The sequence below is a fragment of the Streptomyces sp. NPDC041713 genome, from assembly GCF_055591085.1.
Window position 1 is genome coordinate 72,905 of record NZ_JBVIZY010000009.1, and the last position, 25,575, is coordinate 98,479.

21 protein-coding genes are annotated in these 25,575 nt (G+C 72.6%); 17 read left to right on the forward strand and 4 right to left on the reverse strand.

Features of this window, described 5'->3' with window-relative positions; genetic code table 11:
* Nucleotides 1-10: 10 nt before the first annotated feature.
* Nucleotides 11-952, reverse strand: a complete 942-nt coding sequence (locus tag ACZ6CV_RS25845; RefSeq protein WP_469253237.1) for an NADP-dependent oxidoreductase — start codon at nt 950-952, stop codon at nt 11-13.
* Between the two features lie 112 nt (nt 953-1,064).
* Here ACZ6CV_RS25845 and ACZ6CV_RS25850 point away from each other — a divergent pair, with 112 nt between their 5' ends.
* Complete coding sequence (locus tag ACZ6CV_RS25850) at nt 1,065-2,060, forward strand: GlxA family transcriptional regulator (protein WP_362373877.1); 996 nt, start codon at nt 1,065-1,067, stop codon at nt 2,058-2,060.
* Here ACZ6CV_RS25850 and ACZ6CV_RS25855 read toward each other — a convergent pair.
* Nucleotides 2,044-2,376 (reverse strand): DUF427 domain-containing protein, encoded by a 333-nt coding sequence (locus ACZ6CV_RS25855; protein ID WP_362373879.1) that lies wholly within the window; start codon nt 2,374-2,376, stop codon nt 2,044-2,046. The two genes, ACZ6CV_RS25850 and ACZ6CV_RS25855, sit on opposite strands and share 17 nt — an antisense overlap.
* A 51-nt stretch (nt 2,377-2,427) precedes the next feature.
* Here ACZ6CV_RS25855 and ACZ6CV_RS25860 point away from each other — a divergent pair, with 51 nt between their 5' ends.
* The 16 genes from ACZ6CV_RS25860 (at nt 2,428) to ACZ6CV_RS25935 (ending at nt 23,270) form a co-directional block, all read left to right on the forward strand.
* Nucleotides 2,428-2,973 (forward strand): LOG family protein, encoded by a 546-nt coding sequence (locus tag ACZ6CV_RS25860; RefSeq protein ID WP_469253082.1) that lies wholly within the window; start codon nt 2,428-2,430, stop codon nt 2,971-2,973.
* A 16-nt stretch (nt 2,974-2,989) separates the two neighbouring features.
* Nucleotides 2,990-3,679, forward strand: coding sequence for an SDR family oxidoreductase (locus ACZ6CV_RS25865; protein WP_469253083.1), 690 nt, complete (start codon nt 2,990-2,992; stop codon nt 3,677-3,679).
* Nucleotides 3,676-4,689 (forward strand): methionine synthase, encoded by a 1,014-nt coding sequence (locus ACZ6CV_RS25870; RefSeq protein ID WP_469253084.1) that lies wholly within the window; start codon nt 3,676-3,678, stop codon nt 4,687-4,689. The genes ACZ6CV_RS25865 and ACZ6CV_RS25870 overlap by 4 nt, the downstream gene beginning before the upstream one ends.
* A 30-nt stretch (nt 4,690-4,719) precedes the next feature.
* On the forward strand, nt 4,720-6,903 hold the full coding sequence (ligA, locus tag ACZ6CV_RS25875) for an NAD-dependent DNA ligase LigA (RefSeq protein WP_469253085.1): 2,184 nt from the start codon (nt 4,720-4,722) through the stop codon (nt 6,901-6,903).
* Between the two features lie 497 nt (nt 6,904-7,400).
* Nucleotides 7,401-9,560, forward strand: coding sequence for a putative bifunctional diguanylate cyclase/phosphodiesterase (locus tag ACZ6CV_RS25880; RefSeq protein WP_469253238.1), 2,160 nt, complete (start codon nt 7,401-7,403; stop codon nt 9,558-9,560).
* Nucleotides 9,561-9,666: 106 nt separating this feature from the next.
* Nucleotides 9,667-9,963, forward strand: coding sequence for an Asp-tRNA(Asn)/Glu-tRNA(Gln) amidotransferase subunit GatC (gene gatC, locus ACZ6CV_RS25885; RefSeq protein WP_010984178.1), 297 nt, complete (start codon nt 9,667-9,669; stop codon nt 9,961-9,963).
* Between the two features lie 4 nt (nt 9,964-9,967).
* Nucleotides 9,968-11,461 (forward strand): Asp-tRNA(Asn)/Glu-tRNA(Gln) amidotransferase subunit GatA, encoded by a 1,494-nt coding sequence (gatA, locus tag ACZ6CV_RS25890; protein ID WP_469253086.1) that lies wholly within the window; start codon nt 9,968-9,970, stop codon nt 11,459-11,461.
* Complete coding sequence (locus tag ACZ6CV_RS25895) at nt 11,458-11,700, forward strand: hypothetical protein (protein ID WP_355811454.1); 243 nt, start codon at nt 11,458-11,460, stop codon at nt 11,698-11,700. Before gatA ends, ACZ6CV_RS25895 begins: the two co-directional genes overlap by 4 nt.
* A 16-nt stretch (nt 11,701-11,716) precedes the next feature.
* A complete protein-coding gene (gene gatB, locus ACZ6CV_RS25900; protein WP_469253087.1) occupies nt 11,717-13,231 on the forward strand; it encodes an Asp-tRNA(Asn)/Glu-tRNA(Gln) amidotransferase subunit GatB in 1,515 nt (504 codons plus the stop codon).
* Nucleotides 13,232-13,452: 221 nt separating this feature from the next.
* Entirely contained in the window at nt 13,453-15,570 is a 2,118-nt protein-coding gene (locus tag ACZ6CV_RS25905) for a phosphocholine-specific phospholipase C (RefSeq protein ID WP_469253088.1), read from the forward strand.
* Between the two features lie 256 nt (nt 15,571-15,826).
* Nucleotides 15,827-18,142, forward strand: a complete 2,316-nt coding sequence (locus ACZ6CV_RS25910; RefSeq protein ID WP_469253089.1) for an MMPL family transporter — start codon at nt 15,827-15,829, stop codon at nt 18,140-18,142.
* A complete protein-coding gene (locus tag ACZ6CV_RS25915) occupies nt 18,111-18,689 on the forward strand; it encodes a GNAT family N-acetyltransferase (protein WP_469253090.1) in 579 nt (192 codons plus the stop codon). Before ACZ6CV_RS25910 ends, ACZ6CV_RS25915 begins: the two co-directional genes overlap by 32 nt.
* 35 nt (nt 18,690-18,724) lie before the next feature.
* Entirely contained in the window at nt 18,725-19,360 is a 636-nt protein-coding gene (locus ACZ6CV_RS25920) for a hypothetical protein (protein WP_469253091.1), read from the forward strand.
* A gap of 195 nt (nt 19,361-19,555) precedes the next feature.
* A complete protein-coding gene (locus tag ACZ6CV_RS25925) occupies nt 19,556-19,741 on the forward strand; it encodes a hypothetical protein (RefSeq protein WP_469253092.1) in 186 nt (61 codons plus the stop codon).
* Between the two features lie 70 nt (nt 19,742-19,811).
* Nucleotides 19,812-22,907, forward strand: a complete 3,096-nt coding sequence (locus ACZ6CV_RS25930; protein ID WP_469253093.1) for a helix-turn-helix transcriptional regulator — start codon at nt 19,812-19,814, stop codon at nt 22,905-22,907.
* Between the two features lie 129 nt (nt 22,908-23,036).
* A complete protein-coding gene (locus ACZ6CV_RS25935; protein ID WP_469253094.1) occupies nt 23,037-23,270 on the forward strand; it encodes a DUF6191 domain-containing protein in 234 nt (77 codons plus the stop codon).
* Between the two features lie 4 nt (nt 23,271-23,274).
* Here ACZ6CV_RS25935 and ACZ6CV_RS25940 read toward each other — a convergent pair whose 3' ends face one another.
* On the reverse strand, nt 23,275-24,432 hold the full coding sequence (locus ACZ6CV_RS25940; protein WP_469253095.1) for a PQQ-dependent sugar dehydrogenase: 1,158 nt from the start codon (nt 24,430-24,432) through the stop codon (nt 23,275-23,277).
* Between the two features lie 88 nt (nt 24,433-24,520).
* The gene (locus tag ACZ6CV_RS25945; RefSeq protein WP_355811477.1) at nt 24,521-25,546 is read right to left on the reverse strand and encodes an aldo/keto reductase; all 1,026 of its coding nucleotides are present in this window, start codon (nt 25,544-25,546) and stop codon (nt 24,521-24,523) included.
* Nucleotides 25,547-25,575 lie beyond the last annotated feature (29 nt).

The window sequence follows — 25,575 nt, forward strand, 5'->3', positions numbered from 1 at the left end:
CGCGCGTCCCTCAGCGGTCCGCGACCTGGAGCACGATCTTGCCCTGGGTGCGGCCCTGTTCGCCCCGCGCGTGGGCCTTGGCCGCCTCCTCCAGGGGGAGGACCGTGTCGATCTCGACGCGCAGCTTCCCCTCGTCCACCAGGCGGGCGATCTCCAGGAGACCCGCGCGGTCCGGCTCGACGAGGGTCCAGCCCGTGTGCACGCCGCGCTCACGCGCGCGGTCCTGGTCCGGCAGGCCGCCGGGGTCGGGCAGGGTCACCAGATGGCCGCCCGGCCGGATGACCTCCAGGGACCGGGCGCCGTACGCGCCGCCCACGCCGTCCAGGACGATGTCGACGTCGCGCACCGCCTCGGTGAAGTCCACGCGCGTGTAGTCGATGACCTCGTCCGCGCCGAGGCCCCGCAGGAAGGCGTGCTTCTCCTCGCGGGCGGTGCCGATCACGTACGCGCCGTGCGCCTTGGCGATCTGCACGGCGAGGTGGCCCACGCCGCCCGCGGCCGCGTGGATCAGCACCCGGTGCCCGGCCCGGAGCCCCGCCGTCTCGACCAGGCCCTGCCAGGCGGTGAGGGCGGCGAGGGGCAGCGCGGCGGCCCGTACGTGGTCGATGCCCCGCGGCTTGGGGGCGAAGCGGCGCGCGGGCGCCGCGACGAACTCGGCGTATCCGCCGGTCTGTTCGGGGAAGCGCGGCATGCCGAACACCGCGTCGCCGGGCTGGTACAGGGTCACGCCGGGGCCGACCTCCTCGACGACGCCCGAGACGTCGTAGCCGAGGATCGGGGTGTCCCCCCAGGTGCCGAAGGCGCCCTCCGCGCGGGTCTTCCAGTCGATGGGGTTGACGCCCGCCGCGTGCACCCGGACCAGGATCTCGGTGAGGCCGGGCTCGGGGCGGTCCACCTCCACGGGGACGAGGTTCTCGGGGGCGCCCCAGGCGCGGGGGCTGACGGCACGCATCTTCATGGTCCTGAGCTTTCTCTGGCGACAAAAGGGCTGGTGGGATCAAGAGTGCGGCGGTGCGGGCCCGTGCGGTGCTGGCAGTTTGGCCATCATGTGACAGGATTCGGCCATGAACCTCAATGGGCTCGGCGACCGCAGCGGTGCGCACCGGGTGGCCGTCATCGCCCTGGACGGCGCGTACGCCTTCGAGCTGGGCATCCCCTCCCGCGTCTTCGGCAACGCGCTGAACGACCGCGCGGAGCCGCTCTACGACGTCGTCGTCTGCACCGTGGACGGACGCCCGGTGCGCACCGACTCGGGGTTCACGGTGGCGGCCGAGCACGGGCCCGAGGCCCTGGAGACGGCGGACACCGTGGTGATCACGCCCACCCGCACCTTCGACCGGGGGATGGCGGGCGGGGAGCTGCCGGAGGCGGTGACCGCGGCCCTGCGCAGGATCAGGCCCGGCACCCGGATCGTGTCCTTCTGCAACGCCTCGTACGTGCTGGCCGCCACCGGCGCCCTGGACGGCCGCCCCGCGACGACCCACTGGCACGTCGCCGAGGACTTCCAGCGCTCCTTCCCCAGGATCAAGGTCGACGCGGACGTGCTCTTCGTGGACGACGGCGACGTGCTGACCGCGGCGGGCGTCGCGGCCGGCATCGACCTCTGCCTGCACCTCGTGCGGCGCGACCACGGCGCCGCCGTCGCCAACCACGTGGCGCGCGTGTGCGTCGTACCGCCCTGGCGCGACGGCGGTCAGGCGCAGTACATCGAGCGGCCCGTCCCCGAGCCGACGCTCGCCACGACGGCCGCCACGCGCGCGTGGGCCCTGGAAAGGCTCCAGGAGCCGCTGTCCCTGGGCGAACTGGCCGCCCACGCGCGCATGAGCCTGCGGACCTTCACGCGGCGCTTCCAGGAGGAGGTCGGCATGTCCCCGGGGCGGTGGCTCACCGCCCAGCGGATCGAGCTGGCCCGCCAGCTCCTGGAGTCGAGCGACCTGCCCGTGGACGTCGTCGCCCACCGGGCGGGATTCGGCACCGGCAACTCCCTGCGCCAGCACATGCGCGCCGTGCTCGGCGTCTCGCCGGCCGCCTACCGGCGGACCTTCACGGCTGCTTCGTGACCTCCGCCTCGTAGAAGCAGAAGTGGTCCTTGATCGCGGCCACCGCCGACTTCGGCTCCGGGTATCCCCACACGGAGTCGGCAGAGCCCGGCAGCGACCAGTAGGAGGCCGTTCCCTTGAACGGGCAGTACGTCGTGGTGTCCGACGGAGTCAGCAGGTCCGTGCGCACGTCCTCCGGCGGGAGGTAGTAGCGCACCGGGTAGCCCGTCTCGCTCAGCAGCAGCGGACGACGGCTCTCGGCGACGACCTGCCCGTCGTGCTCCACGCGCACGTGCTCCGTGCCCTGCTCGACAGTGATCCGGTGTCCGGCGGCCATGAGGTGCCCTCCTTCGACGAGTGCTTCCGGGACGGAACGTACCGTGGGCGCATGAACATCTGCGTCTTCCTCTCCGCCGCCGATCTCGACGAGCGCTACACCCGCCCGGCCCGCGAATTCGCCGAACTGCTCGGCAAGGGCGGCCACACCCTGGTGTGGGGCGGCTCCGAGAGCGGTCTGATGAAGGTCGTCGCGGACGGCGTGCACCAGGCGGGAGGACGGCTCGTGGGCGTCTCCGTGGACTTCCTCGCCACCAAGGCCCGGCAGGTCGCCGAGCCGCACGAGATGGTGATCGCGCGCGACCTCGCCGAGCGCAAGGCGCTGCTCCTGGCGAAGGCCGACGCGATCGTGATCATGGTGGGCGGCACCGGCACGCTCGACGAGGCCACCGAGATCCTGGAGCTGAAGAAGCACGGCAAGCACACCAAGCCGGTGGTCCTGCTGAACTCCGAGGGCTTCTACGACGGCCTCAAGGAGCAGTTCCGCCGCATGGAGGACGAGGGTTTCCTGCCCGTCCCGCTCACCGACCTGGTCTTCTTCGCCGAGGAGCCCGTCGGCGCGCTGGCCTACCTGGAGGAATCCGCGGGCACCCAGTGATGCGAGCATGGCCGGTATGGCAACACATGTGATCACCGGGGCGGGCTCCGGCATCGGCGCGGCGGTCGCCCGCCGCCTCCACGCACGCGGCGACGCCCTCGTACTGCACGCGCGGGACGCGGGCCGCGCCAAGGAGCTCGCCGCCGAGTTCCCCGGCGCCGGCACCCTCGTCGGCGACCTCTCCGACCCCGACAAGCTGTCCTGGGCCTTCGGCCACCAGTCGCTGCCCGAGCGGGTGGACTCCCTGCTCCACATCGCGGGCGTCGTCGACCTCGGCCCGGTCGGCGAACTCACCCCCAAGACCTGGCGCCACCAGCTCAACGTCAACCTCATCGCCCCCGCCGAACTCACCCGCCACTTCCTGCCCCAACTCCGGCTCGCCCAGGGCCACGTGGTCTTCGTCAACTCCGGCGCGGGCCTGAACGCCGGCCCCGAGTGGTCCGCGTACGCCGCCTCCAAGCACGGCCTGAAGGCCCTCGCCGACTCGCTGCGCCACGAGGAGCACGGCAACGGCGTCCGGGTCACCTCCGTCTACCCGGGCCGCACGGCGAGCGCCATGCAGGTCAAGGTCCACCAGCAGGAGGGCAAGGAGTACGACGCGTCCCGCTGGATCGACCCCGAGTCGGTCGCCACGACGATCGTCATGGCCCTGGACCTGCCGCGCGACGCGGAGGTCAACGACCTGACGGTGCGGCCGGGACGATGAGCGACGCCTTCACCCCGGTCCCGGCCACCGGGATCGGGTCGATGCCCGGCGGCGACGCCCGCGAGGCCGCGAAGACCGTGACCGGCACCTTCGACGGGCCCGAACAGGGCATGCCGTACCTCCCCGAGCTGCCCGCGCGCGGGCCCGGCGCCGACATGATCGGCCGCACGGCGGGACTCCTCGTCGACCTGTACGCGCGCGTGGAGCCCAGCGGCTGGCGGATCGGCGACCGCCCCGGCCGGGACACCCGGCGGGCCAGGGCCTGGCTCGGCGAAGACCTCGACGCCCTGGAGGAGTTCACCCAGGGGTACCGGGGCCCGCTGAAGGTGCAGGCCGTCGGCCCGTGGACGCTCGCCGCCGCCCTGGAGCTCAGGAACGGCGAGGCCGCGCTCTCCGACCCCGGCGCCTGCCGCGACCTGGCCGGATCCCTCGCCGAAGGACTGCGCGCCCACCTCGCGGACGTGCGCCGCAGGGTGCCCGGCGCCCAGGTGGTGCTGCAGCTCGACGAGCCCTCGCTCGTCGCCGTCCTGCGCGGCCAGGTCAAGACCGCCAGCACGTACCGCACGCACCGCGCCGTGGACCGCCAGCTCGTCGAGAGCACCCTGCGCGACGTCCTGGACGTGCGCGGCGAGGGGCCCGCGGTCGTCCACTCCTGCGCGCCGGACGTGCCGTTCGCGCTGCTGCGCCGGGCCGGCGCCGACGCGATCTCGTTCGACTTCGCTCTCCTCACCGAGCGTGACGACGAGGTGATCGGCGAGGCGGTCGAGGGGGGCACGCGGCTCTTCGCCGGTGTCGTGCCGGGCGTGGACGGCGGATTGTCAGACCCTGCCGGTAGCGTCATGGGTGTCAGGACGTTGTGGCGCAGGCTGGGGCTGAATCCGGGATCACTCGCGGAGTCGGTCACGCTCACTCCGTCGTGCGGACTCGCGGGCGCGTCTCCCGCGTACGCACGCGCGGCGCTCGCCCACTGCGTCAAGGCGGCGAGATCGCTCGCAGACAACCCTGAGTAATTGGGTATGACGTAACGGGAGGACGAAACGGTGGCTGTCGAACAGCAAGGATCTGTGCCCGCCGAGGCACGGGACCAGCATGCCCAGCTGGCCGAACAGATCGAGGAGCACCGCTTCCGGTACTACGTGAAGGACCAACCGGTCGTCAGCGATGCCGAGTTCGACAAACTCCTGCGTTCTCTCGAAGCCCTGGAGGACAAGCACCCGGAGCTGCGCACCCCGGACTCGCCCACCCAGAAGGTCTCGGGTGCGTACGAGACGGAGTTCACCGCCGTCGAGCACCGGGAGCGCATGCTCTCCCTGGACAACGCCTTCGACGACGCGGAGCTGGCCGCCTGGGCCGACCGCGTCGCCAAGGAGGTCGGCTCGCCCGACTTCCACCTGCTGTGCGAGCTGAAGGTCGACGGCCTCGCGGTCAACCTCACGTACGAGGACGGCAGGCTGACCCGCGCCGCCACCCGCGGCGACGGCCGCACCGGCGAGGACATCACGCCGAACGTCCGCACCATCGCCGACATCCCCCAGCGCCTCAAGGGCGACCGCGTCCCGGCCCTCGTCGAGGTCCGCGGCGAGGTCTTCTTCCCGATGGAGAAGTTCGAGGAGCTCAACGCCCGCCTGGTCGAGGCGGGCGACAAGCCCTTCGCCAACCCGCGCAACGCCGCGGCCGGTTCGCTGCGCCAGAAGGACCCGCGCGTCACCGCGACCCGCCCGCTGCACATGGTGGTGCACGGCATCGGCGCCCGCGAGGGCTTCGACATCGACTGCCTCAGCCATGCCTACGAGCTGTTGCACGAGTGGGGCCTGCCCACCGCCCGGCACAACAAGGTCGTCGACGGCCTCGACGGCGTGCGCGACTTCATCGCGTACTTCGGCGAGAACCGCCACTCCGTGGAGCACGAGATCGACGGCGTCGTCGTCAAGCTCGACGAGATCCCCCTCCAGGGCCGCCTCGGCTCCACCTCGCGCGCCCCGCGCTGGGCCATCGCCTGGAAGTACGCGCCGGAGGAGGTCAACACCAAGCTCATCAACATCCGCGTCGGCGTCGGCCGCACCGGCCGCGTCACGCCGTACGCACAGGTGGAGCCCGTCACCGTGGCCGGCTCCGAGGTCGAGTTCGCGACCCTGCACAACCAGGACGTGGTGAAGAAGAAGGGCGTCTTCATCGGTGACACGGTCGTGCTGCGCAAGGCCGGTGACGTCATCCCGGAGATCCTCGGCCCCGTCGTGGACCTGCGGGACGGCAGCGAGCACGAGTTCGTGATGCCCGCCGAGTGCCCCGAGTGCGGCACGGCGCTGCGGCCCATGAAGGAGGCCGACATCGACCTCCGCTGCCCCAACGCCCAGTCGTGCCCCGCCCAGTTGCGCGAGCGTCTCTTCTACCTCGCGGGCCGCAAGTCCCTGGACATCGAGAACTTCGGATACGTCGCGGCGGCCGCCCTGACCCGCCCCCTGGAGCCCGCCGAGCCGCCGATCCGCGACGAGGGCGACATCTTCGACCTCAAGGTCGAGGAGTTGCTCCCCATCAAGTCGTACGTCCTCGACCAGGACTCCGGGCTGCCCAAGCGCGACCCCAAGACCGGCGAGGAGAAGGTCGTCACCTTCTTCGCCAACCAGAAGGGCGAGGCGAAGAAGAACACCCTCGCCATGCTGGAGAACATCGCGGCGGCCAAGGACCGGCCGCTCGCCCGGATCCTCACGGGCCTCTCGATCCGGCACGTCGGCCCGGTGGCCGCCGAGGCGCTGGCCCGCGAGTTCCGTTCCATCGACCGCATCGAACAGGCCACCGAGGAGGAGCTGGCCGCGGTGGAGGGCGTCGGCCCGACCATCGCGGCCTCACTCAAACAGTGGTTCGCCGAGGAGTGGCACCGGGAGATCCTGCGCAAGTGGCGGGCTGCCGGGGTGCGCACGGAGGAGGAGTCGAGCGGCGAGGACGAGGGTCCGCGTCCGCTCGAAGGCCTCACGGTGGTCGTCACCGGAACCCTCGAGCACTACACACGGGATGGCGCGAAAGAGGCGCTGCAGTCCCGTGGCGCAAAGGTGACAGGTTCCGTTTCCAAGAAGACGTCGTTCGTGGTCGTCGGTGACAACCCCGGATCCAAATACGACAAGGCCATGCAGGTGAAGGTTCCGGTTCTCGACGAGGACGGTTTCGTCGTCCTGCTCGAACAAGGACCGGACGCGGCAACGGAAGTCGCGCTTCCGACCGAGGAGTAGCGGTTGAAGGCCACCCGTTCAGCGCATATCAGATGCATACGGGTGGCCGGGTCGCATTCGGGCAACCGTAGTCGACCGCTGCCCGTGGAAGCCTTCTGCGGCCTACTGTTGAGGTGTGCGCCTGCCGTGCCCCGCTGCGAACGGGGTATCTCCTGCTCAACAAGAGCGAGGAAAGGGGCATCCCCGCTCGGCGCGGGTCCGGGAGCAGCGCGTCTCCTTGCTCGCGAGGACCGGGGAAGTACGAGGGGACGCGGCCGACCCAGGGCCGAGTCCGCGTGGCGTGGGCACCGCCGGCTGTGAGAGGGACGGGAATGGAACCGACCGAGAGCGCCGCCCCGGACTCACGGCTGCGCGCGCGCCTGTGGCGCGCGCCGAACGCCTGGTTGCGCGGCCGCCGGACAGCACCGGCCACCGGACCGCACCCCGCGTCGACCGCCGTCGGCGGCTGTGGATCCGGCACGCTGAGCACCGCGGTCGAACCCCGTGAGCGGGCCTGGATCTCCGGCGCGCGCAGCCCCGCCGGGAGCCCGGCGGCGGCCACCTCCGGCGCGCTCGGACCCACCGCACAGGACGCCCGCGACGCCTGGCCGCTGCTGCCCGTCGCGATCGTCACCGCTGCCGCGGTGCTGCTCGGCACCGGCTTCTTCCAGGCCTTCACGGGCCGGCACGCGCTGTTCCCCACCGGCTCCGCGGGCTGGTCCCTGGCCATCCTCACCGGCTTCATCGTCGGCCACCTGGTCGCCCTCGGCCGCGACCGCTGGTGGGGCGGCACCGGCTCCGGCGGCGCCCTCACCGTAGCCGTCCTGCTGCTCTACGGCTGGGTGCCCGCCGGCATGGTCAGCCTCACCGTCGTCGTCCTGGTCGGCGTCGCCCGCAGGCACCGTTGGCGCCGAGGCGTGCTGCACGGCGCGGTCGACATCCTCGGCATCGGCGCGGGCGCGCTGGCCCTGGCCGCGTTCGGCACGTCGCCGAGCGCCGAGTCCCCCTGGCTGCCCGACACCTGGGACCTCTACACCGCCCCCCAGGTGGCCCTGGTCGCCGTCGCCTACCTCGCCGTCACCCGCGTCCTGCTCTGGTACGTCCACGCGCCCCGCACCGGCGCCCTGCCGACCGTCACCCGCACCGCCCTGGTCCGCCAGGGGCTCCTCGGCATCGCGCTGCTCGGCATCGCCCCGCTGATCTGTGTCGTGGCGATCTCCCTGCCGATCCTGCTGCCCCTCTTCGCCATCCCGCTGGTCGCGCTCGACTCCACCCTCTGGATCGCCCGCGCGCGGGCCGAGGAGCAGCTGCGGGACCCGCTCACCGGCCTGCCCAACCGCCAGTGGCTCCTGGAGCGCACCTGGACGGCCCTCGACGACGCGGAGCGGATCGGGGCGCGGGCCGCCCTGCTGCTGATCGACATGGACCGCTTCCGGTCGGTCAACGACACCCTCGGCCACCTCGCGGGGGACCGGCTGCTGCTGCAGATAGCGGACCGGCTGCGGGTCGCGCTGCCGCGCGGCGCGGAGGCCGCCCGCCTCGGCGGCGACGAGTTCGCCGTGCTCCTGCCGGTCGCCGACTCCACCACGTCGGCCACGCGCGCGGCCCGCCAGCTGGTCGCCGCGCTCGGCTCCCCGCTCGACCTGGACGGCCTGACCCTCGTCCTGGAGGCCAGCGCGGGCCTCGCCGTCTTCCCCGACCACGCGCTCGACGCGGAGGGGCTGCTGCGGCGGGCGGATGTCGCGATGTACCAGGCGAAGCGAGACCGCACCGGCGTCGAGGTGTACGAGTCCAAGCGGGACTCCAACACCCCCGACCGGCTCGGCCTCCTGGGCGACCTGCGCCGCGCCCTGGACGCCGGCGACGTCGAGCTGCACTACCAGCCCAAGGTCCGCTTCGACGGCAAGGTGGCGGGCCTGGAGGCGCTGGTGCGCTGGGTGCACCCCGAGCGCGGCAAGGTGCCGCCCGACGAGTTCATCGCCATCGCCGAGTCCTCCGGCCTCATGCCGCACCTGACGGAGTACGTCCTGGAGACCGCGCTCGGCCAGGTCGCGAAGTGGCAGGCCCAGGGGCTGAAGGTGCCCGTCGCCGTCAACGTCTCGCCGCGCGACGTGCACACCCCCGGCTTCGCCGGAGCGGTCGCGGCCCGGCTGGCCCGGCACGGGGTCCCCGCGGGCGCGTTGCAGCTGGAGATCACGGAACACGTGCTCCTGGAGGACCCGCAGCGGGCCGCGGACACGCTGGCCGGGCTCACCGGGCACGGGGTCAAGATGTCCCTCGACGACTTCGGCACGGGCTACTCCTCGCTGGTCCACCTGCGCCGGCTCCCGGTCAGCGAGCTGAAGATCGACCGCTCCTTCGTGGCCCGCCTCGCCGTCGACAACGAAGACGCCGAGATCGTCCGCTGCACCGTGGACCTCGCCCACTCGCTGGGACTGCTGGTCGTCGCCGAGGGCGTCGAGGACGACGAGACGTGGGAGCGGCTTCGGGACCTCGGCTGTGACGCGGTGCAGGGGTGGCTGGTTGCCGCGGCGATGCCCGCGGACGAGGCGACGGCGTGGCTGCGGGCGCGCGGTTCGCGCGGCTGGCGCCGCCCGGCCGACGTCGCCGCGGAGGCCGCTGCGGCCTCCGCGGAGGGCTCCGACATGGGCCAGTCGTCGGGTCACGTGGTGCAGTAGGCGGGGCCTCGGAGCGGCGGCGGGGAAACCGTTTCACGGGCACCCCGCGCCGACCCATAGGATTGGGCCCACAACCCACACACTCACCACCCCTGAGGATCGCCGCATGCCTGGCATCACGCGCGAGGAGGTCGCCCACCTCGCCCGCCTTGCACGTCTGGAGCTGAAGGCCGAGGAGCTCGACCACTTCGCCGGACAGCTCGACGACATCATCGGCGCGGTCGCCCGCGTCTCGGAGGTCGCCGACCAAGACGTACCGCCGACCTCGCACCCGCTGCCGCTGACGAACGTCATGCGCGCGGACGAGGTCCGTCCGTCGCTCACCCCCGAGCAGGCGCTCTCGGGCGCCCCGGCCCAGGAGCAGCAGCGTTTCAAGGTGCCGCAGATCCTGGGGGAGGACTAAGAACATGACGGACATCATCAAGCTCACCGCCGCCGACATCGCGTCGAGGATCGCCGCCGGCGAGCTCACCGCCGTCGAGGTCACCGAGGCCCACCTGGCCCGCATCGAGGCCGTCGACGAGAAGGTGCACGCCTTCCTGCACGTCGACCGCGAGGGCGCCCTCGCGCAGGCCCGCGCCGTCGACGAGAAGCGCGCCCGGGGCGAGCAGCTCGGCCCGCTGGCAGGCGTCCCGCTCGCGCTCAAGGACATCTTCACCACCGAGGGCGTGCCGACCACCGTCGGCTCGAAGATCCTCGAGGGCTGGATCCCGCCGTACGACGCGACGGTCACCAAGCGCCTGAAGGCCGCCGACGTCGTCATCCTCGGCAAGACCAACATGGACGAGTTCGCCATGGGGTCCTCCACCGAGAACAGCGCGTACGGCCCCACCGGCAACCCCTGGGACCTCACCCGCATCCCGGGCGGCTCCGGCGGCGGCTCCTCCGCGGCCCTCGCGGCGTACGAGAGCCCCCTCGCCATCGGCACCGACACCGGCGGCTCCATCCGCCAGCCCGCGGCCGTCACCGGCACGGTCGGCGTCAAGCCGACCTACGGCGGCGTCTCCCGCTACGGCATGGTGGCGTTCAGCTCCAGCCTCGACCAGGGCGGGCCCTGCGCCCGTACCGTCCTGGACGCCGCGCTGCTGCACGAGGTCATCGCAGGACACGACGAGCTCGACTCGACGTCCATCGACGCCCCGGTCCCGCCGGTCGTCGAGGCCGCGCGCAACGGCTCCGTACAGGGCATGCGCGTCGGCGTCGTCAAGCAGTTCCGCGGCGAGGGCTACCAGGCCGGCGTCGTCCAGCGGTTCGACGAGTCGGTCGCGCTGCTCAAGGAGCTCGGCGCCGAGATCGTCGAGCTGGACTGCCCGACGTTCGACCTGGCGCTCTCCGCGTACTACTTGATCGCGCCGTCGGAGTGCTCCTCCAACCTGGCCCGCTTCGACGCCATGCGCTACGGCCTGCGCGTCGGCGACGACGGCACCCGTTCGGCCGAGGACGTCACCGCGCTGACCCGCGAGGCCGGCTTCGGCGACGAGGTCAAGCGCCGCGTCATCCTGGGCACGTACGCGCTCAGCTCCGGCTACTACGACGCGTACTACGGAAGCGCCCAGAAGGTCCGCACCCTCATCACCCGCGAGTTCGAGGCCGCCTTCGAGCAGGTCGACGTGATCGTCTCGCCGACGACGCCGACCACCGCCTTCCCGATCGGCGAGCGCGCCGACGACCCGATGGCGATGTACCTCGCGGACCTGTGCACCATCCCGACCAACCTGGCGGGCAACTCCGCCATGTCGCTGCCCTGCGGCCTCGCGCCGGAGGACGGCCTGCCCGTCGGACTGCAGATCATCGCCCCCGCCATGAAGGACGACCGGCTGTACAAGGTCGGTGCTGCCGTCGAGGCCGCCTTCGTGGAAAGGTGGGGTCACCCGCTGCTTGAGGAGGCACCGTCACTATGAGCCCCATGACTGCCAAGGCCAAGGGTTTCAAGAAGTCGAAGCCCGGCGCGTACCTGTCGATGGGCACCACTGCCTTCGGCGCGATCTCCGTGGTCAAGCAGGCCCGTATGGCCCGCAAGGAACACGACACGCTCCGACTCATCGACGCCGCTGTCTCCGCCGCCGCCATCGTCACCGGCCTCGCTCTGCTCTACCGCGAGCTGAAGAAGCTGGGCGACGACGACGTCCTGCTGGGCTGAGAGGGAAAGTTTCACCGTGACTGTCACTTCTGACCTGGTGTCGTACGAGGATGCCCTCGCGACGTACGACCCCGTCATGGGCCTGGAGGTCCATGTCGAGCTCGGCACCAAGACCAAGATGTTCTGCGGCTGCTCGACCACGCTCAAGCAGGACGCGAACAGCCAGACCTGCCCGACCTGTCTCGGCCTGCCCGGCGCGCTGCCGGTCGTCAACGAGATCGGCGTCGAGTCCGCGATCAAGATCGGCCTCGCGCTGAACTGCGAGATCGCCGAGTGGTGCCGGTTCGCCCGGAAGAACTACTTCTATCCGGACATGCCGAAGAACTTCCAGACCTCGCAGTACGACGAGCCGATCGCCTTCGACGGCTATCTGGACGTCCAGCTGGAGGACGGCGAGATCTTCCGGGTGCAGATCGAGCGCGCCCACATGGAGGAGGACACCGGCAAGTCGACGCACGTCGGTGGCGCGACGGGCCGCATCCACGGCGCCTCGCACTCCCTGCTCGACTACAACCGCGCCGGCATCCCGCTCATCGAGATCGTCACCAAGCCGATCGAGGGCGCGGGCGAACGCGCTCCCGAGGTCGCCAAGGCGTACGTCGCCGAGCTGCGCGAGCTCATCAAGGCGCTCGGCGTCTCCGAGGCCCGGATGGACAAGGGCCAGATGCGCTGCGACGTGAACCTCTCGCTGCGCCCCAAGGGGCAGCAGGAGTTCGGCACCCGCAGCGAGACGAAGAACGTCAACTCGCTGCGTTCCGTTGAGCGCGCGGCGCGCTTCGAGATCCAGCGCCACGCGGCGGTGCTCGGCTCCGGCGGCACCATCGTGCAGGAGACCCGGCACTTCCACGAGGAGGACGGCTCCACCACCTCCGGCCGCATCAAGGACAACGCCGAGGACTACCGGTACTTCCCGGAGCCCGACCTGGTCCCCGTCGCCCCGGCCCGCGCGTGGGTCGAGCAGCTGCGGGCCGGCCTGCCCGAGATGCCGCGCGTGCGCCGCAACCGCCTCCGCGAGGAGTGGGGGATCAGCGAGCACGACATGCAGTCGATCCTCAACGCGGGCGCGGTCGAGCCGATCGTCGCCACCATCGAGGCGGGCGCCGACGCGGCGTCGGCCCGCAAGTGGTGGATGGGCGAACTGTCCCGCCACGCCAACGAGTCGGGCGCCGCTCTCGAGGAGCTCGCCATCACCCCGGCGCACGTCGCCCGGGTGACCGAGCTCGTCTCCTCGGGCGACCTCAACGACAAGCTGGCCCGCCAGGTCATCGAGGGCGTCCTGAAGGGCGAGGGTACGCCGGACGAGGTCGTCGAGAAGCGCGGCCTGAAGGTCGTCTCGGACGAGGGCGCGCTGACGGCCGCCGTCGACGAGGCCATCGCCGGCAACCCCGGCGTCGCGGACAAGATCCGCGGCGGCAAGGTCGCGGCCGCCGGCGCCCTGGTCGGCGCGGTCATGAAGGCCACCCGCGGCCAGGCCGACGCGGCCCGCGTGAAGGAACTGATCCTGGAGAAGCTGGGCGTCAGCGAGGGCTGACGGTCTTCTCTCCGGGACGAAGGGGGCGGCGCATCCGACGGGTGCGGCGCCCCCTTTCGCGTACTCCCAACACCTCCTGGGCCGAGACCTTTTGGACGTTCACCCCGACTTCGACCCGCAGCCTTCCCATCGAAACCGGGCGTCACTAGCGTCCCCGTCGTACAGGCCAATGGATCAGCAGAGAACCATTGGATGTCGGCCAGGACCACTGGGAGGCCCACGTGACGCCGGAGATTTCGCGCAGACGCCTGATGGCGATCGGGGGCGGCGCGCTCGGCGTCGCCGCCGTCGGCTCCTTCCTGCCGCCGTCGCTGCAGGAGGCGCTCGCGCACGAGCCGCCGCGCGAGGGCGGCCTCGACAGGATCGAACACGTGGTGATCCTCATGCAGGAGAACCGGTCCTTCGACCACTACTTCGGCTCCCTGCGCGGCGTACGCGGCTTCGGCGACCGCAACGCCGTCCAACTCCCGGGCGGCAAGCCGGTGTTCGAGCAGCCCGGCGCCCTGCGCACCATCCTGCCCTTCCCGGTCCGGCAGGCCGCGCAGACCCAGAAGAAGGACCTCCAGTACATCGGCGCGCTCGACCACTCCTGGGGCGGCGGCGCCAAGGCCTGGCACGACGGCTGGATGGACGGCTGGATCACCGCCAAGACGGCGGCCACCATGGCGTACTACACGCGCGAGGACATCCCGCTGCACTACGAACTCGCCGACACCTTCACCGTCTGCGACGCCTACCACTCCTCCATTCACAGCTCCACCAGCCCCAACCGCAACCACCTGTGGAGCGGGAAGACGGGGTACGAGGCGAACGGCAGGCGGGCCGTCGGCAACGACGCGTACGACGAGGGCACCCACCCCGGCTACGGCTGGGGCACGTACGCCGAGCGCCTGGAGAAGGCGGGCGTGAGCTGGCGCACGTACACCGAGTGGGAGAACTTCACCGACAACCAGATCGAGTTCTTCACCACCTTCAAGGCCATCGCCCGCAAGGTCCTGGCCAAGACCGGCCTCACCTTCATGGAGGCCTTCTACGCCAAGGTGCGCGCCGCCGCGAACGAGACCGAGCGCGCCGCGCTGCTCGCCACCCTGGAGGAGGGCGTCGCCACGCTCGACAGGCGCGAGCGCTCGCTCTTCGAGCGCGGGCTGCGGCGCGTGCCCACCGGCGCGCTCGCCGAGACGTTCGCCGCGGACGTGGCCGGCGGCAGGCTCGCGAAGGTCACCTATCTGGTGCCCTCCGCCCAGGACTCCGAGCACCCGAGCGTCTCCTCGCCCATCCACAGCGCGACCATCGTCTACAAGGTGCTCGACGCCCTCGCCTCCCACCCGGAGGTCTGGCGCCGCACCGCCGTCTTCATCAACTACGACGAGAACGACGGCTTCTTCGACCACGTCCCGCCGCCCGTGCCCGGCGGCGACAGCGCCGAGGAGCGGGAGGAGCGCTGGGAGGGCAGACCGACCGGGCTCGGCGTGCGGGTGCCGATGCTCGTCGTCTCGCCGTGGACCGTCGGCGGCTACGTCTGCTCCGAGGTCTTCGACCACACCTCCGTGGTGCGCTTCCTGGAGAAGTGGACGGGCGTGCGCGAGCCCAACATCAGCGCCTGGCGCCGCAAGGTCACCGGCGACCTCACCGGCGCCTTCGACTTCCGGCGCGGCCACCGCCGCCCCGACCTCGAACAGCCGGGCGCCATCCCGGAGTTCAGCGGACGCTGGGCCCCGCAGCCGCCGCTGAAGCAGTCCATGCCGGTCCAGGAGCCCGGCACCCGCCGCGCCCGCCCGCTGCCCTACCAGCCCGACGCGGACGCCCGGCCCGGCGAGGACGGCGCGCTCACCGTGCGGCTGCGCAACGGCGGCAGCTCCAGCGCCCACTTCGCGCTCTACCCGTACGCGGGTGAGTTCGCCCTGCCGCAGCACCAGGACGTGCTGCGCACGGGCTCCTGGACCGTGCCGGTGCCCGGCGACACGTACGCCTTCACGATCACCGGGCCGAACGGCTTCCGGCGCGAGTTCGCGGGCGCCAAGGAGGCGGGGGGCGGCAAGGGCGGGGGAGCGCGGCTCAGCTCCGCGATCACCCACCGCGAGATCCATCTGACCCTCGCCAACCGCGGCCGGCGCACCCTCGTCTTCACGGTCGCGCCGCTCGGCTACGTGGACGAGGCGGACGTCCGGTCGCGGACGCGGACCGTGCGCGTCAGGGCGGGCAGCAGCCGCACCGTGGCCTGGCACACCGCCGGCGAGCACGGCTGGTACGACGTGGAGGTGACCGCGGACGGCGACCCGGCGTTCCGGCGGCGCCTCATGGGCCACATCGAGAACGGACGCGCGAGCGTCTCGGGCTGAGGCCCGCGGAGAACGCGCGGCGCGCGAGGCGACGGGCGGGGCGTGCGGGGCCGGTCGTGCGGTCCGGTGTGCCTCGCGCGGCCGATGTGCCGCCCTTGTGCCCTTGTGAGTATGGCCACGAAAGCGACAATTGATCTTCTAGCGCTGTCAAAGTGACTCCGGCGCATATGTCGTCACTCATGCGTTCTTTTGCGGGCCTCAGTTGGTCGACGGCTGCTCCCGGTGAAGATCCACACGTCATCCAGGGAGTCCGTCCGTGGCAGCACTCGCCCGGTGGTGCGTCAGGCGCCGCCTCGTCGTCGTCCTGCTGTGGCTCCTCGCCCTGGGCGCCACCGCATCGGCCGCCGCGGTCGCCGGGTCCGCGTACTCCAACGACTACGAGGTGCCCGGCACCGAGTCGGGCCGCGCCGCCCAGCTCCTGGACGACAACTTCCACGGCCTCGGCGGTGACAGCGACACCGTCGTCTGGCACACCGGACCGGGCACCTCCGTCCGCGCCGCCGACGTGGAACAGACGATGACGGACGCGCTGCGGGAGATCTCCGCACTGCCCGCCGTGGCCTCGGTGACCGGCCCGTACGAGGGCGGGGCCGCCGGGCGGATCAGCGCGGACGGCCGCACCGCGTACGCCACCGTCACCTTCCGCGAACAGGCCGACGACATCGTCAAGGCCGATGCCCAGGCCGTCGTGGACACCGCCAAGGCTGCCGCCTCCGACCACCTCCAGGTCGAACTCGGCGGCACCGCCGTCGGGCTCACCGAGACCAAGAGCGCCCAGCTCGCCGAGGTCGTCGGGGTGGCCGTCGCCGCCGTCGTCCTCTTCCTCGCCTTCGGCTCGCTCGCCGCGTCCGTGCTCCCCATCGCCACCGCGCTGGTCTCCGTCGGCACCGCGTACGCGGGCATCGTCCTGCTCGGCCACCTGATGACCGTCGCGGACTTCGCCCCGATGCTCGGCACCCTGATCGGGCTCGGCGTCGGCATCGACTACGCCCTGTTCATCGTGACCCGGCACCGCAAGGGCCTCAAACGCGGCCTGCCCGTGGCGGTCGCCGCCGAGCGCGCCGTCGCCACCACCGGGCGCGCGGTCGTCTTCGCGGGCGCCACCGTCTGCATCGCCCTGCTCGGCATGCTCATCCTGCGGCTCAGTTTCCTGAACGGCGTCGCCATCGCCGCCTCGCTGACCGTCGTCCTCACCGTCGCCGCCTCCGTGACCCTGCTGCCCGCGCTCCTCGCCTGGATCGGACCGCGCGCCCTCAGCCGCCGCGAGCGCCGCAGACTCGCCGAGCACGGGCCCGAACCGGAGCTGCCGACCGGGTTCGCCGCCCGCTGGGCCGCCTTCGTGGAGCGCAGGCCCCGGCTCCTCGGCGGCCTCGCCGTCCTCGTCATGGCCGTGCTCGCGCTGCCCGCCTTCGCCCTCCACCTGGGCACGTCCGACCAGGGCAACAACCCGGCGAAGGCCACCACCCGGCAGGCGTACGACCTGCTGGCCGACGGCTTCGGGCCCGGCGTGAACGGGCCCCTGACCCTGGTCGGCGAGGTCTACGGAGCCGGCGACCGGGTCGCCGTCGACGACCTCGTCACGACGCTGAAGTCGACGCCCGGCGTCGCCTCCGTCAGCCCGGTGACGTACGACGACGGCGGCCGCACGGTCCAGCTCACCGTGGTCCCCGACGCCGCCCCGCAGTCCGAGGCGACCAGTGAACTCGTCGACCGGCTGCGCGACGACGTGCTGCCCGGGGCCGAGGCGGGCAGCACGCTCGACCTGCACGTCGGCGGGGTCACCGCGAGCTACGACGACTTCGCGGAGATCATCGTCGGCAAGCTGCCGCTCTTCGTGGGTGTGGTCATCGGGCTCGGCTGTGTGCTGCTCCTGCTCGCCTTCCGCTCCCTCGGCATCCCGCTCAAGGCCGCCGTGATGAACGTCGCCGCGGTCGGCTCCGCGTTCGGCGTCGTCGTCGCGATCTTCCAGTGGGGCTGGGGGAGCGAGCTGCTCGGCCTCGGCAGGGCGGGCCCGATCGAGCCCTTCCTCCCGGTGATCATGGTGTCGGTCCTCTTCGGGCTCTCCATGGACTACCAGGTCTTCCTGGTCAGCCGGATGTACGAGGAGTGGCTGGAGACCGGCGACAACCGCCGGGCCGTCCGCGTCGGGCTCGCCGAGACCAGCCGGGTCATCAACTCCGCCGCCGTGATCATGATTTCGGTCTTCCTCGCCTTCGTGCTCAGCGGCGACCGGGTCATCGCGATGTTCGGCATCGCGCTCGCCGCGGCCGTCGCGCTCGACGCCTTCGTCCTGCGCACCCTGCTCGTACCCGCCCTGATGCACTTGCTCGGCGGCGCCAACTGGTGGCTGCCGCGCCGCCTGGACCGCCTCCTGCCGCGCATCAGCATCGAGCCGCCCCAATGTCGTTCGAACCCGCGCGACGCCCGTGCGAGGATCCCCATCGAGCCGCCCCAATGTCGTTCGAACCCGCGCGACGCCCGTGCGAGGATCCCCGGACAGCGCGACGTGGCCGACGACGCGCACGGGGAGAGGGAGCACGATGTTCGCGATATCGCTGGGCGAGGGCGCTGAGCTGCGGCCGATCGAGCCCTGGCAGGCGCAGGAGTTCCTCGAACACGTCGAGCGGGCGCGGGAGTACGCGGGGCCGTGGGTGCCCTTCACTAGCACCGTGCGGGACCTGGAAGGGGCGCGGACCTTTCTGCAGTCGCGCGCCGACCGGCAGGCCGCCGACACCGGCCGCTTCCACGGCATCTGGCTGGACGGCACGCTCGTCGGCGGGGTCTTCTTCCGGATCTTCGACACGAGCGTGGACGGCTGCGAGGTCGGCGTCTGGCTGGAGCCGTCGGCCGCGGGCCGCGGCCTGGTCAACAGGGCATCGAAGCTCCTCATCGACTGGGCCGTGGACGAGCGCGGCATGCACCGCGTGGAGTGGCTGGTCTCCTCGCGCAACGAGCGCAGCAAGGCCGCCGCCGCACGCCTCGGCTTCACCCTGGACGGCGTGCTGCGCGAGAGCTTCCCCTGGCAGGGGATCCGGCACGACATGGAGGTCTGGTCCGTCCTGGCCCCCGAGTGGCGGGCGGCGCGGGACGGCTCGGGGCCCGGGGCCGACGCTCGTTAAGAGAGCTCTCAGACTCCGTCCGTACGGTGCGCAGCATGGGTACCAAGACAGACGACGCGACCGGGACCAAGGCCGCCACCGGAGCCAAGGACGCCGACCAGACCGAGGAAGTGACCGGTTCCGACACGTCGGAAGCGAAGACCGAGGCACCGAAGGCGGACGTCACCAAGTCCGGTGAGCCGTCCGACGCCGTCTCCGGGGCCGACGCCGAGGTGGACGAGGACGCGGTCGAGGCCGACGACGCGTACGACACGACGGGCCCGGCCGCCCGGTCCACCGGCGTCGGCCAGGGCGCCGCGGCCGTCGTCTCCGCCGCGCTCGGCGTGATCGGCCTCTCCGGCGGCTGGCTCGGCACCATCGCCGGGGCCCGCTCGAACATCATGGGCCAGCTGGAGACCAAGCAGTCCGCCAGCGTCTCCGACCAGCTCCAGGCCATGTACGGCGACTCCTGGCAGGCCACCGCGCTGATCGCCGGCATCTTCGCGGTCTCCGCGCTGATCGTCGGCTTCGTGGTCCTGGTCAGGCCCGCCTTCGGCGCCCCCGGCAAGGAGCAGGCGCCGTGGATCAAGTCCGTGGCGTGGGCGGGTGTCGCGCTCGGCGTGATCGGGCTGCTCCTCGCCGTCGCCAAGTACAGCGACCTGCTGCTCGGACTGCCGTCCGCACCTTCCTGAGCCGTCCCCGCCCGCGCATAAGGCAGGGGCGGGGCAGGGGCTAAGGCCCCCGCCCCGCCCCTCGTCGCGTCTAAGGCCCCCGGCGCTGCGGAGATCCGGCAGCCGCCCGATGTGGGCGACCCCCCTGGGAAACGAAAGTGGAGACATCGCAGGGAACGACACCGGCGATACCGACCACGACCCGAGGGGTACGAGATGTTCGAGTACGAGATGCACCAGATGCGCGCCGCCGAGCTGGCCCGGGTGGCCGACCGGGAGCGCCAGGTCGACGAGGCCCGCAAGGTCCGCGCCGCCGCCCGTCGATCGGCCCGCCACGAAGGAGAGGGGCGGGTGAGCGCGACGCTCCGGCTGCGCACGATCCGCCTCACGCGGACCGCCTGACGTGCAAGGGCCGGTCAACCCGGTGTCCGCTCCTCGGATATCGGGTGCCGCGCGGTCGGCACGCTGTGCGATGCTCGCCGCTGTGGAGACCAGGTCTGTCAGCCCCGTGTTCGTCGGCCGCGCCGATGAACTGGGCGTACTGAACGAAGCGCTCGCCCGCGCCACGGGCACCCCGCGCGAGAGCGCCGGGGGCCCCGGCCCGGGCGAGCCGCAGGCGTTGCTGCTCGGCGGGGAGGCCGGCGTCGGCAAGACCCGCCTGGTGGAGGAGTTCACCGCGGCCGCCGAGCGGCAGGGCGCCGTCGTCGCGCTCGGCGGCTGCGTCGAGATCGGCGCCGACGGCCTGCCCTTCGCACCCTTCGCCACCGCCCTGCGCGCGCTGCGCCGCCGGCTCCCCGACGAACTGGCCGCCGCGGCCGAGGGCCAGGAGGAAGAGCTCGCCCGACTGCTGCCCGAGCTGGCCGCGCCCGCCCCGCACCACCAGGGCCACGCCGCCGGCGGCCGCTCCGACGAACAGGGCATGGCCCGGCTCTTCGAACTCACCGCCCGCCTCCTGGAACGCCTCTCCCAACGCCGCACCCTGGTCGTCGTCCTGGAGGACCTGCACTGGGCCGACGCCTCCACCCGCCACCTCCTCGCCTACCTCTTCCGCACCCTGCGCGGCGGCCGCCTGGTCCTGCTCGCCACCTACCGCGCCGACGACATCCACCGCCGCCACCCGCTGCGCCCCCTGCTCGCCGAACTCGACCGGCTGCGCACCGTGCGCCGCGTCGAACTCGGCCGCTTCAGCAGGGACGAGGTCGCCCGCCAGATGGCCGGGATACTCGAGGCCGAACCCGAACCCGGCCTGGTCGACGACATATTCGACCGCTCCGACGGCAACGCCTTCTTCGTCGAGGAGCTCGCCGTCGCCTCCCACGGCGGCAGCTGCGCGAGCCTCTCCGACTCCCTGCGCGACCTCCTCCTGGTCCGCGTCGAGGAACTGCCCGAGGACACCCAGCGGGTGGCGCGGATCGTCGCCGAGGGCGGCTCCACCGTCGAGTACGCCCTGCTCGCCGAGGTCGCCGGGCTCGGCGAGGACGACCTCATCGAGGCGCTGCGGGCCGCCGTCGGCGCCAACATCCTGCACGCCTCACCGGACGGCGACGGCTACCGCTTCCGGCACTCCCTGGTCCGCGAGGCCGTCAGCGACGACCTGCTGCCCGGCGAACGCTCCCGTATCAACCGCCGCTTCGCCGAGGCCCTGGAGGCCGAGCCCGCCCTGGTCTCCGCCGACCAGCGCGCCGCCCGCCTCGCCGCCTACTGGTACCACGCACACGACGCCGCCAAGGCGCTGCCCGCCGTGCTCGCCGCCTCCGTCGAGGCCCGCCACCGGCACGCCTACGCCGAGCAACTGGGCCTGCTCGAACGGGCGATGGAGCTGTGGGACGACGCCCCCGAGGCCGTCCGCGACGCCCTGCGCCCCGCCGACTTCGTCGAGGGCTACCCGGCCTGCGGCTGCGACCCGGCCACCCCGCTGCAGTACCTGGACCTGATGGCCGAGGCCACCGTCGCCGGACGCCTCTGCGGCGAACGCGAGCGCGCCCTGAAGATCACCAAGCGTGCCCTGCGGCTCCTGGCGGAGGAGCAGGACCCGCTGCGCTCCGCCTGGTTCTGGGTGTCCCGCTCCCGCCTCGTCTCCACCCTCGGCCGGGGCGACGGCTGGACGGAGATCGCCAAGGCGCAGGAGCTGATGCGCGGCCTGCCGCCCTCCGAGGTGCACGCGGACGTGCTCGTCCACCGCGCCTCCTGGGGCATGCTCCACGACCCGGGCCCCGAGACCATGGCCGCCGCCGAACGCGCCGTCGAGTACGCCCGCATGGTCAAGGCCGACTCCATCGAGCTCAACGCCCGCCTCACCCGCGGCAACCTCCTCATCGAAGCGGGCGACCCCGAGGCCGGCCTCGCCGAGATGTACGAGGTCAGAGAGCGCGTCATCGCGGAGGCCCTGGTCACCGACCTGAGCCGGGCCCACATCAACCTCCCCTCGGCCCTGGAGGGCGTCGGCCGCTCCGCCGAGGCCGTACGCGTCGCCATGGAGGGCATCGAGTTCTGCCGGAAGTACGGCCTGGTCGACACCGAGGGCTGGGTCTGGGCCAACGCCGCCGAGTCGCTGCTCTCCGTCGGCCGCTGGGACGAGGGCGCCGAAGCCGCCGCCCGGACCCAGCGCCGCGCGCAGAGCGCCAAGCCCCGCGGCACCGCCGAGATGTGCTCCGCCCGCCTGGCGCTCTTCCGCGGCGACTACGCCGCCGCCACCCGCCACATCCAGTCCGCCCACCACCACTACGGCAGCCACGACCCGCAGCCCCAGTACATCCTGCCGCTCATCCGCATCGCCGTCGGCATCGCGGCCGGCGAGGGCCGCATCCTGGACGGCCGCGCCGAGGTCGAGCGCGCCCTCGCCACCGGCTTCCCCGTGGGCACCCAGCGCTACGCCTGGCCCCTGCTCCTGGCCGCCGCCGCCATGGAGGCCGACACCCGTGGCCTGCCCGCCGCCGAGGCGGGCCGTCCCGCCGCCGTCGAACGCATCCGCGCCGCCGCCAAGACCCTCGCCACCCCCATCCCGCTCTGGCGGGTGTACGACGAGTGGACCCGCGCCGAACTGCTCCGCGCCGAAGGCCGTGACGGCCCCGACGACTGGTGCGCCGTCGTCGCCGCCCTCACTCCCCTCGACCGCCCCCACGACCTCGCCCTCGCCCGCCTGCGCCTGGCCGAAGCCCTCCTCGCCCCGGACACCACCGACCGCGACCGGGCCGCCCACCTGCTCCGCCTCGCCAAGGAGGTGGCCGACCGGCTCGGCGCCCGGCCCCTGTCGGACTCCGTCACCGGCCTCGCCCAGCGCGCCCGCCTGACCCTGAACCCCGCGGAGGCCACGCGCGCTCCCGCCGCCCCCGCCGACCCTGCCGAGGCGCTGGGCCTGACCAGCCGGGAACGGGACGTGCTGCGCCTGGTGGCGGTGGGCCGCAGCAACCGCCAGATCGCCGAGGAGCTCTTCATCTCCCCGAAGACGGCGAGCGTCCACGTCTCCAACATCCTGGCCAAGCTGTCCGTCACCGGCCGCGGCGAGGCCGCCGCACTCGCCCACCGGCTCCGGCTCTTCCCGACGGCCGGCGAGCCCGCCCCGCACTGATCCCCGCGCCCGCCCCCGCTCCGCCCCCGGCGGTCGCAGTCGCCGCTGACCTGCGCCTTCCCGGCCCCGGCCGGTTCCGGGCCCGCTCGCTTACGCTTGACGGCAGAGACCCGGCTCCTGGGAGGCGCAGTGTTCAACGCGATCGAGGCCCTGTTCGCGCCGGGGCGCAAGCACACGGACGACGAGCAGAGGCGCCTTGAGCTGACCCGCGTCGACCTCGCCGACGGCGACCCGGGGCGCGGGCCGATAGACCTGACCTCGGGCAAGGTGGTCGTACGCCCACCGGTCCCGTCCCCGCGGCCCGACGACCCCTCGGCCACCGAACGGCCGACGACCGCCGACGAACCCGCCGCCGACAGCTGACCGACTACTTCACCTCCACCTCGAGGATCTTGTCGTCCCCCTTCTCGGGCGTCCCCCGCGAATCGGTCTCGTTGGTGACCACCCACAGCTTGTCGCCGCCCGCGGCCACCACCGTGCGCAGCCTGCCGTACGCCCCCTTCAGGAAGTCCTGCGGCTCCGGCTCCCCCTTCACGCCCCGCACCGGGACGCGCCACAGCCGTTCGCCGCGCAGGCCCGCCAGCCAGACGGAACCCTCCGCATAGGCGATGCCGCTCGGTGAGGCCTGCGAGGTCTTCCACTGCGCCACCGGATCGCGGAAACCCTTCTCGCCCGCCTTGCCCTCGGCCTCCGGCCAGCCGTAGTTGCCGCCGGCCTTGATCTCGTTCAGCTCGTCCCAGGTGTCCTGCCCGAACTCCGAGGCCCACAGCCGCTTCTGCTCGTCCCAGGCCAGGCCCTGCACATTGCGGTGTCCGTACGAATAGACGGGGGAGTCGCCGAAGGGATTGCCGGGCGCCGGGTCGCCGTCCGGGGTGAGGCGGAGGATCTTGCCGCCGAGCGACTTCTTGTCCTGCGCGAGGCCGGTCTCGCCGGTCTCACCCGCGCCCGCGTACAACATCTTGTCCGGGCCGAACGCGATCCGGCCGCCGTTGTGGATCATGCCCTTGGGGATGCCCTTGAAGACGGTGTCGGGCGCGCCGAGCTGCTGGCCGGCGGGCTTCTTCTCGTCGTACAGCATGCGGGCGACGCGGTTGTCGGACTCCGTCGTGAAGTACGCGTACACCAGGTGATCCGACGCGTACGTCGGGGAGAGCGCGAGGCCCAGCAGGCCGCCCTCGCCGCCGGGGGAGACGCCGGGCACCGAGCCGACCTTCTTCTTCTCGCCCGTCTTCCCGTCGACCCGGGTGATCGTCCCCTCGTCCCGCGAGGACACCAGCAGGTCGCCGCCGGGCAGCGGGGCGAGGCCCCAGGGGGACTTGAGGTCCGTGGTGAGGGTGCGGGTGACCTTCGCGGACCCCTTCTCCGGCGGGGCGTCGGCGCCCGCCCTGCCGGTGGAGGGCGGACCGGATCCCTCCCGCCCGGGCGGGCTCTCGCGGTGGGTCGGCTCGTCGTCGCCGGACGAGCACCCGGCCGCGAACACGAGGGCGGCGGCAGCCAGCACGGCCGTGACAGCAGGTCGTTGCACGATCAGGGTCCCTTCGACGCAGCGCTTCTCCTGTTCATACACCGCTCGCGCCCCGGGGGGTCCCGTTCCCCCGCCACGCCATCGGGACTCAGTCCCACGACCCCAGCGCCGCCGGCAGCGCGGCGATCTCCGCCAGGTCCGCCTCCGTCAGCCGCACCGCCGCCGCGGCCGCGTTCTCCACCGCCCAGCGCTCCCGCTTGGCCCCGGGTATCGGCACCACGTGCGGACCCTGCGCGAGGACCCAGGCCAGCGCGGCCTGCGCCGGCGTCGCCCCGTGCCGCTCCGCCACCCGGCGCAGCCCCACCACCAGCGACTGGTTGGCCGCCATCATCTCGGCGGTGAAGCGGGGGTGGCGGGCGCGCAGGTCGTCCGGTTCGAACCCCTGGCCGGGTGTCAGCGTCCCGGTGAGGAAACCGTTCCCCAGCGGCATCGCCGCGAGCACCCCGACCCCGCGCGCCGCGCACCACGGCAGCAGCGTGTCCAGCGCCTCCGGCGACCACACCGACAGCTCGGCCTCCACCGCGGTGACCGGGAAGACCTGCTGGATCCGCTCCAACTGCCGGACCGTTCCGTCGTACAGGCCAGGGCCCGGCCGGCCCGGCGCCGCACGCCGGTGCGAACGCGCCCCCATTGCGCACAGGCCGAGCGCCCGCACCTTCCCGGCCGCGACGAGCTCGGCCATCGCGCCCCAGGTCTCCTCTATCGGCACCTCGGGGTCGGGGCGGTGCAGCTGGTACAGGTCGATGGTGTCGGTCTGCAGCCGCCGCAGCGACGCGTCGCAGGCCCGTTTCACGTAGCCGGGGCGGCCGTTGGCGACGATGTGCTGCTCGCCGACGAGCAGCCCGCACTTCGTCGACACGAACGCCTCCGCGCGCCGCTCCTTGAGCACCCGGCCGATCAGCAGCTCGTTGGTGAACGGCCCGTACATGTCCGCGGTGTCGAGCAGCGTCACCCCGCGCCCCGCGGCGGCCGCCGCGTCGAGGGCCGCGTGCACCGTGCGCAGCGACGCGTCGCCGCGCTGCCGCGAGCCGGTGTACGCCCAGCTCATCGGCATGCAGCCGAGTCCGACGGCGCCCACTTCGAGCGCCCCCGCGCCGATCGTCCTGCGCTCCACCTGGCCGTACCCTCCCACTCCTCGTCCGG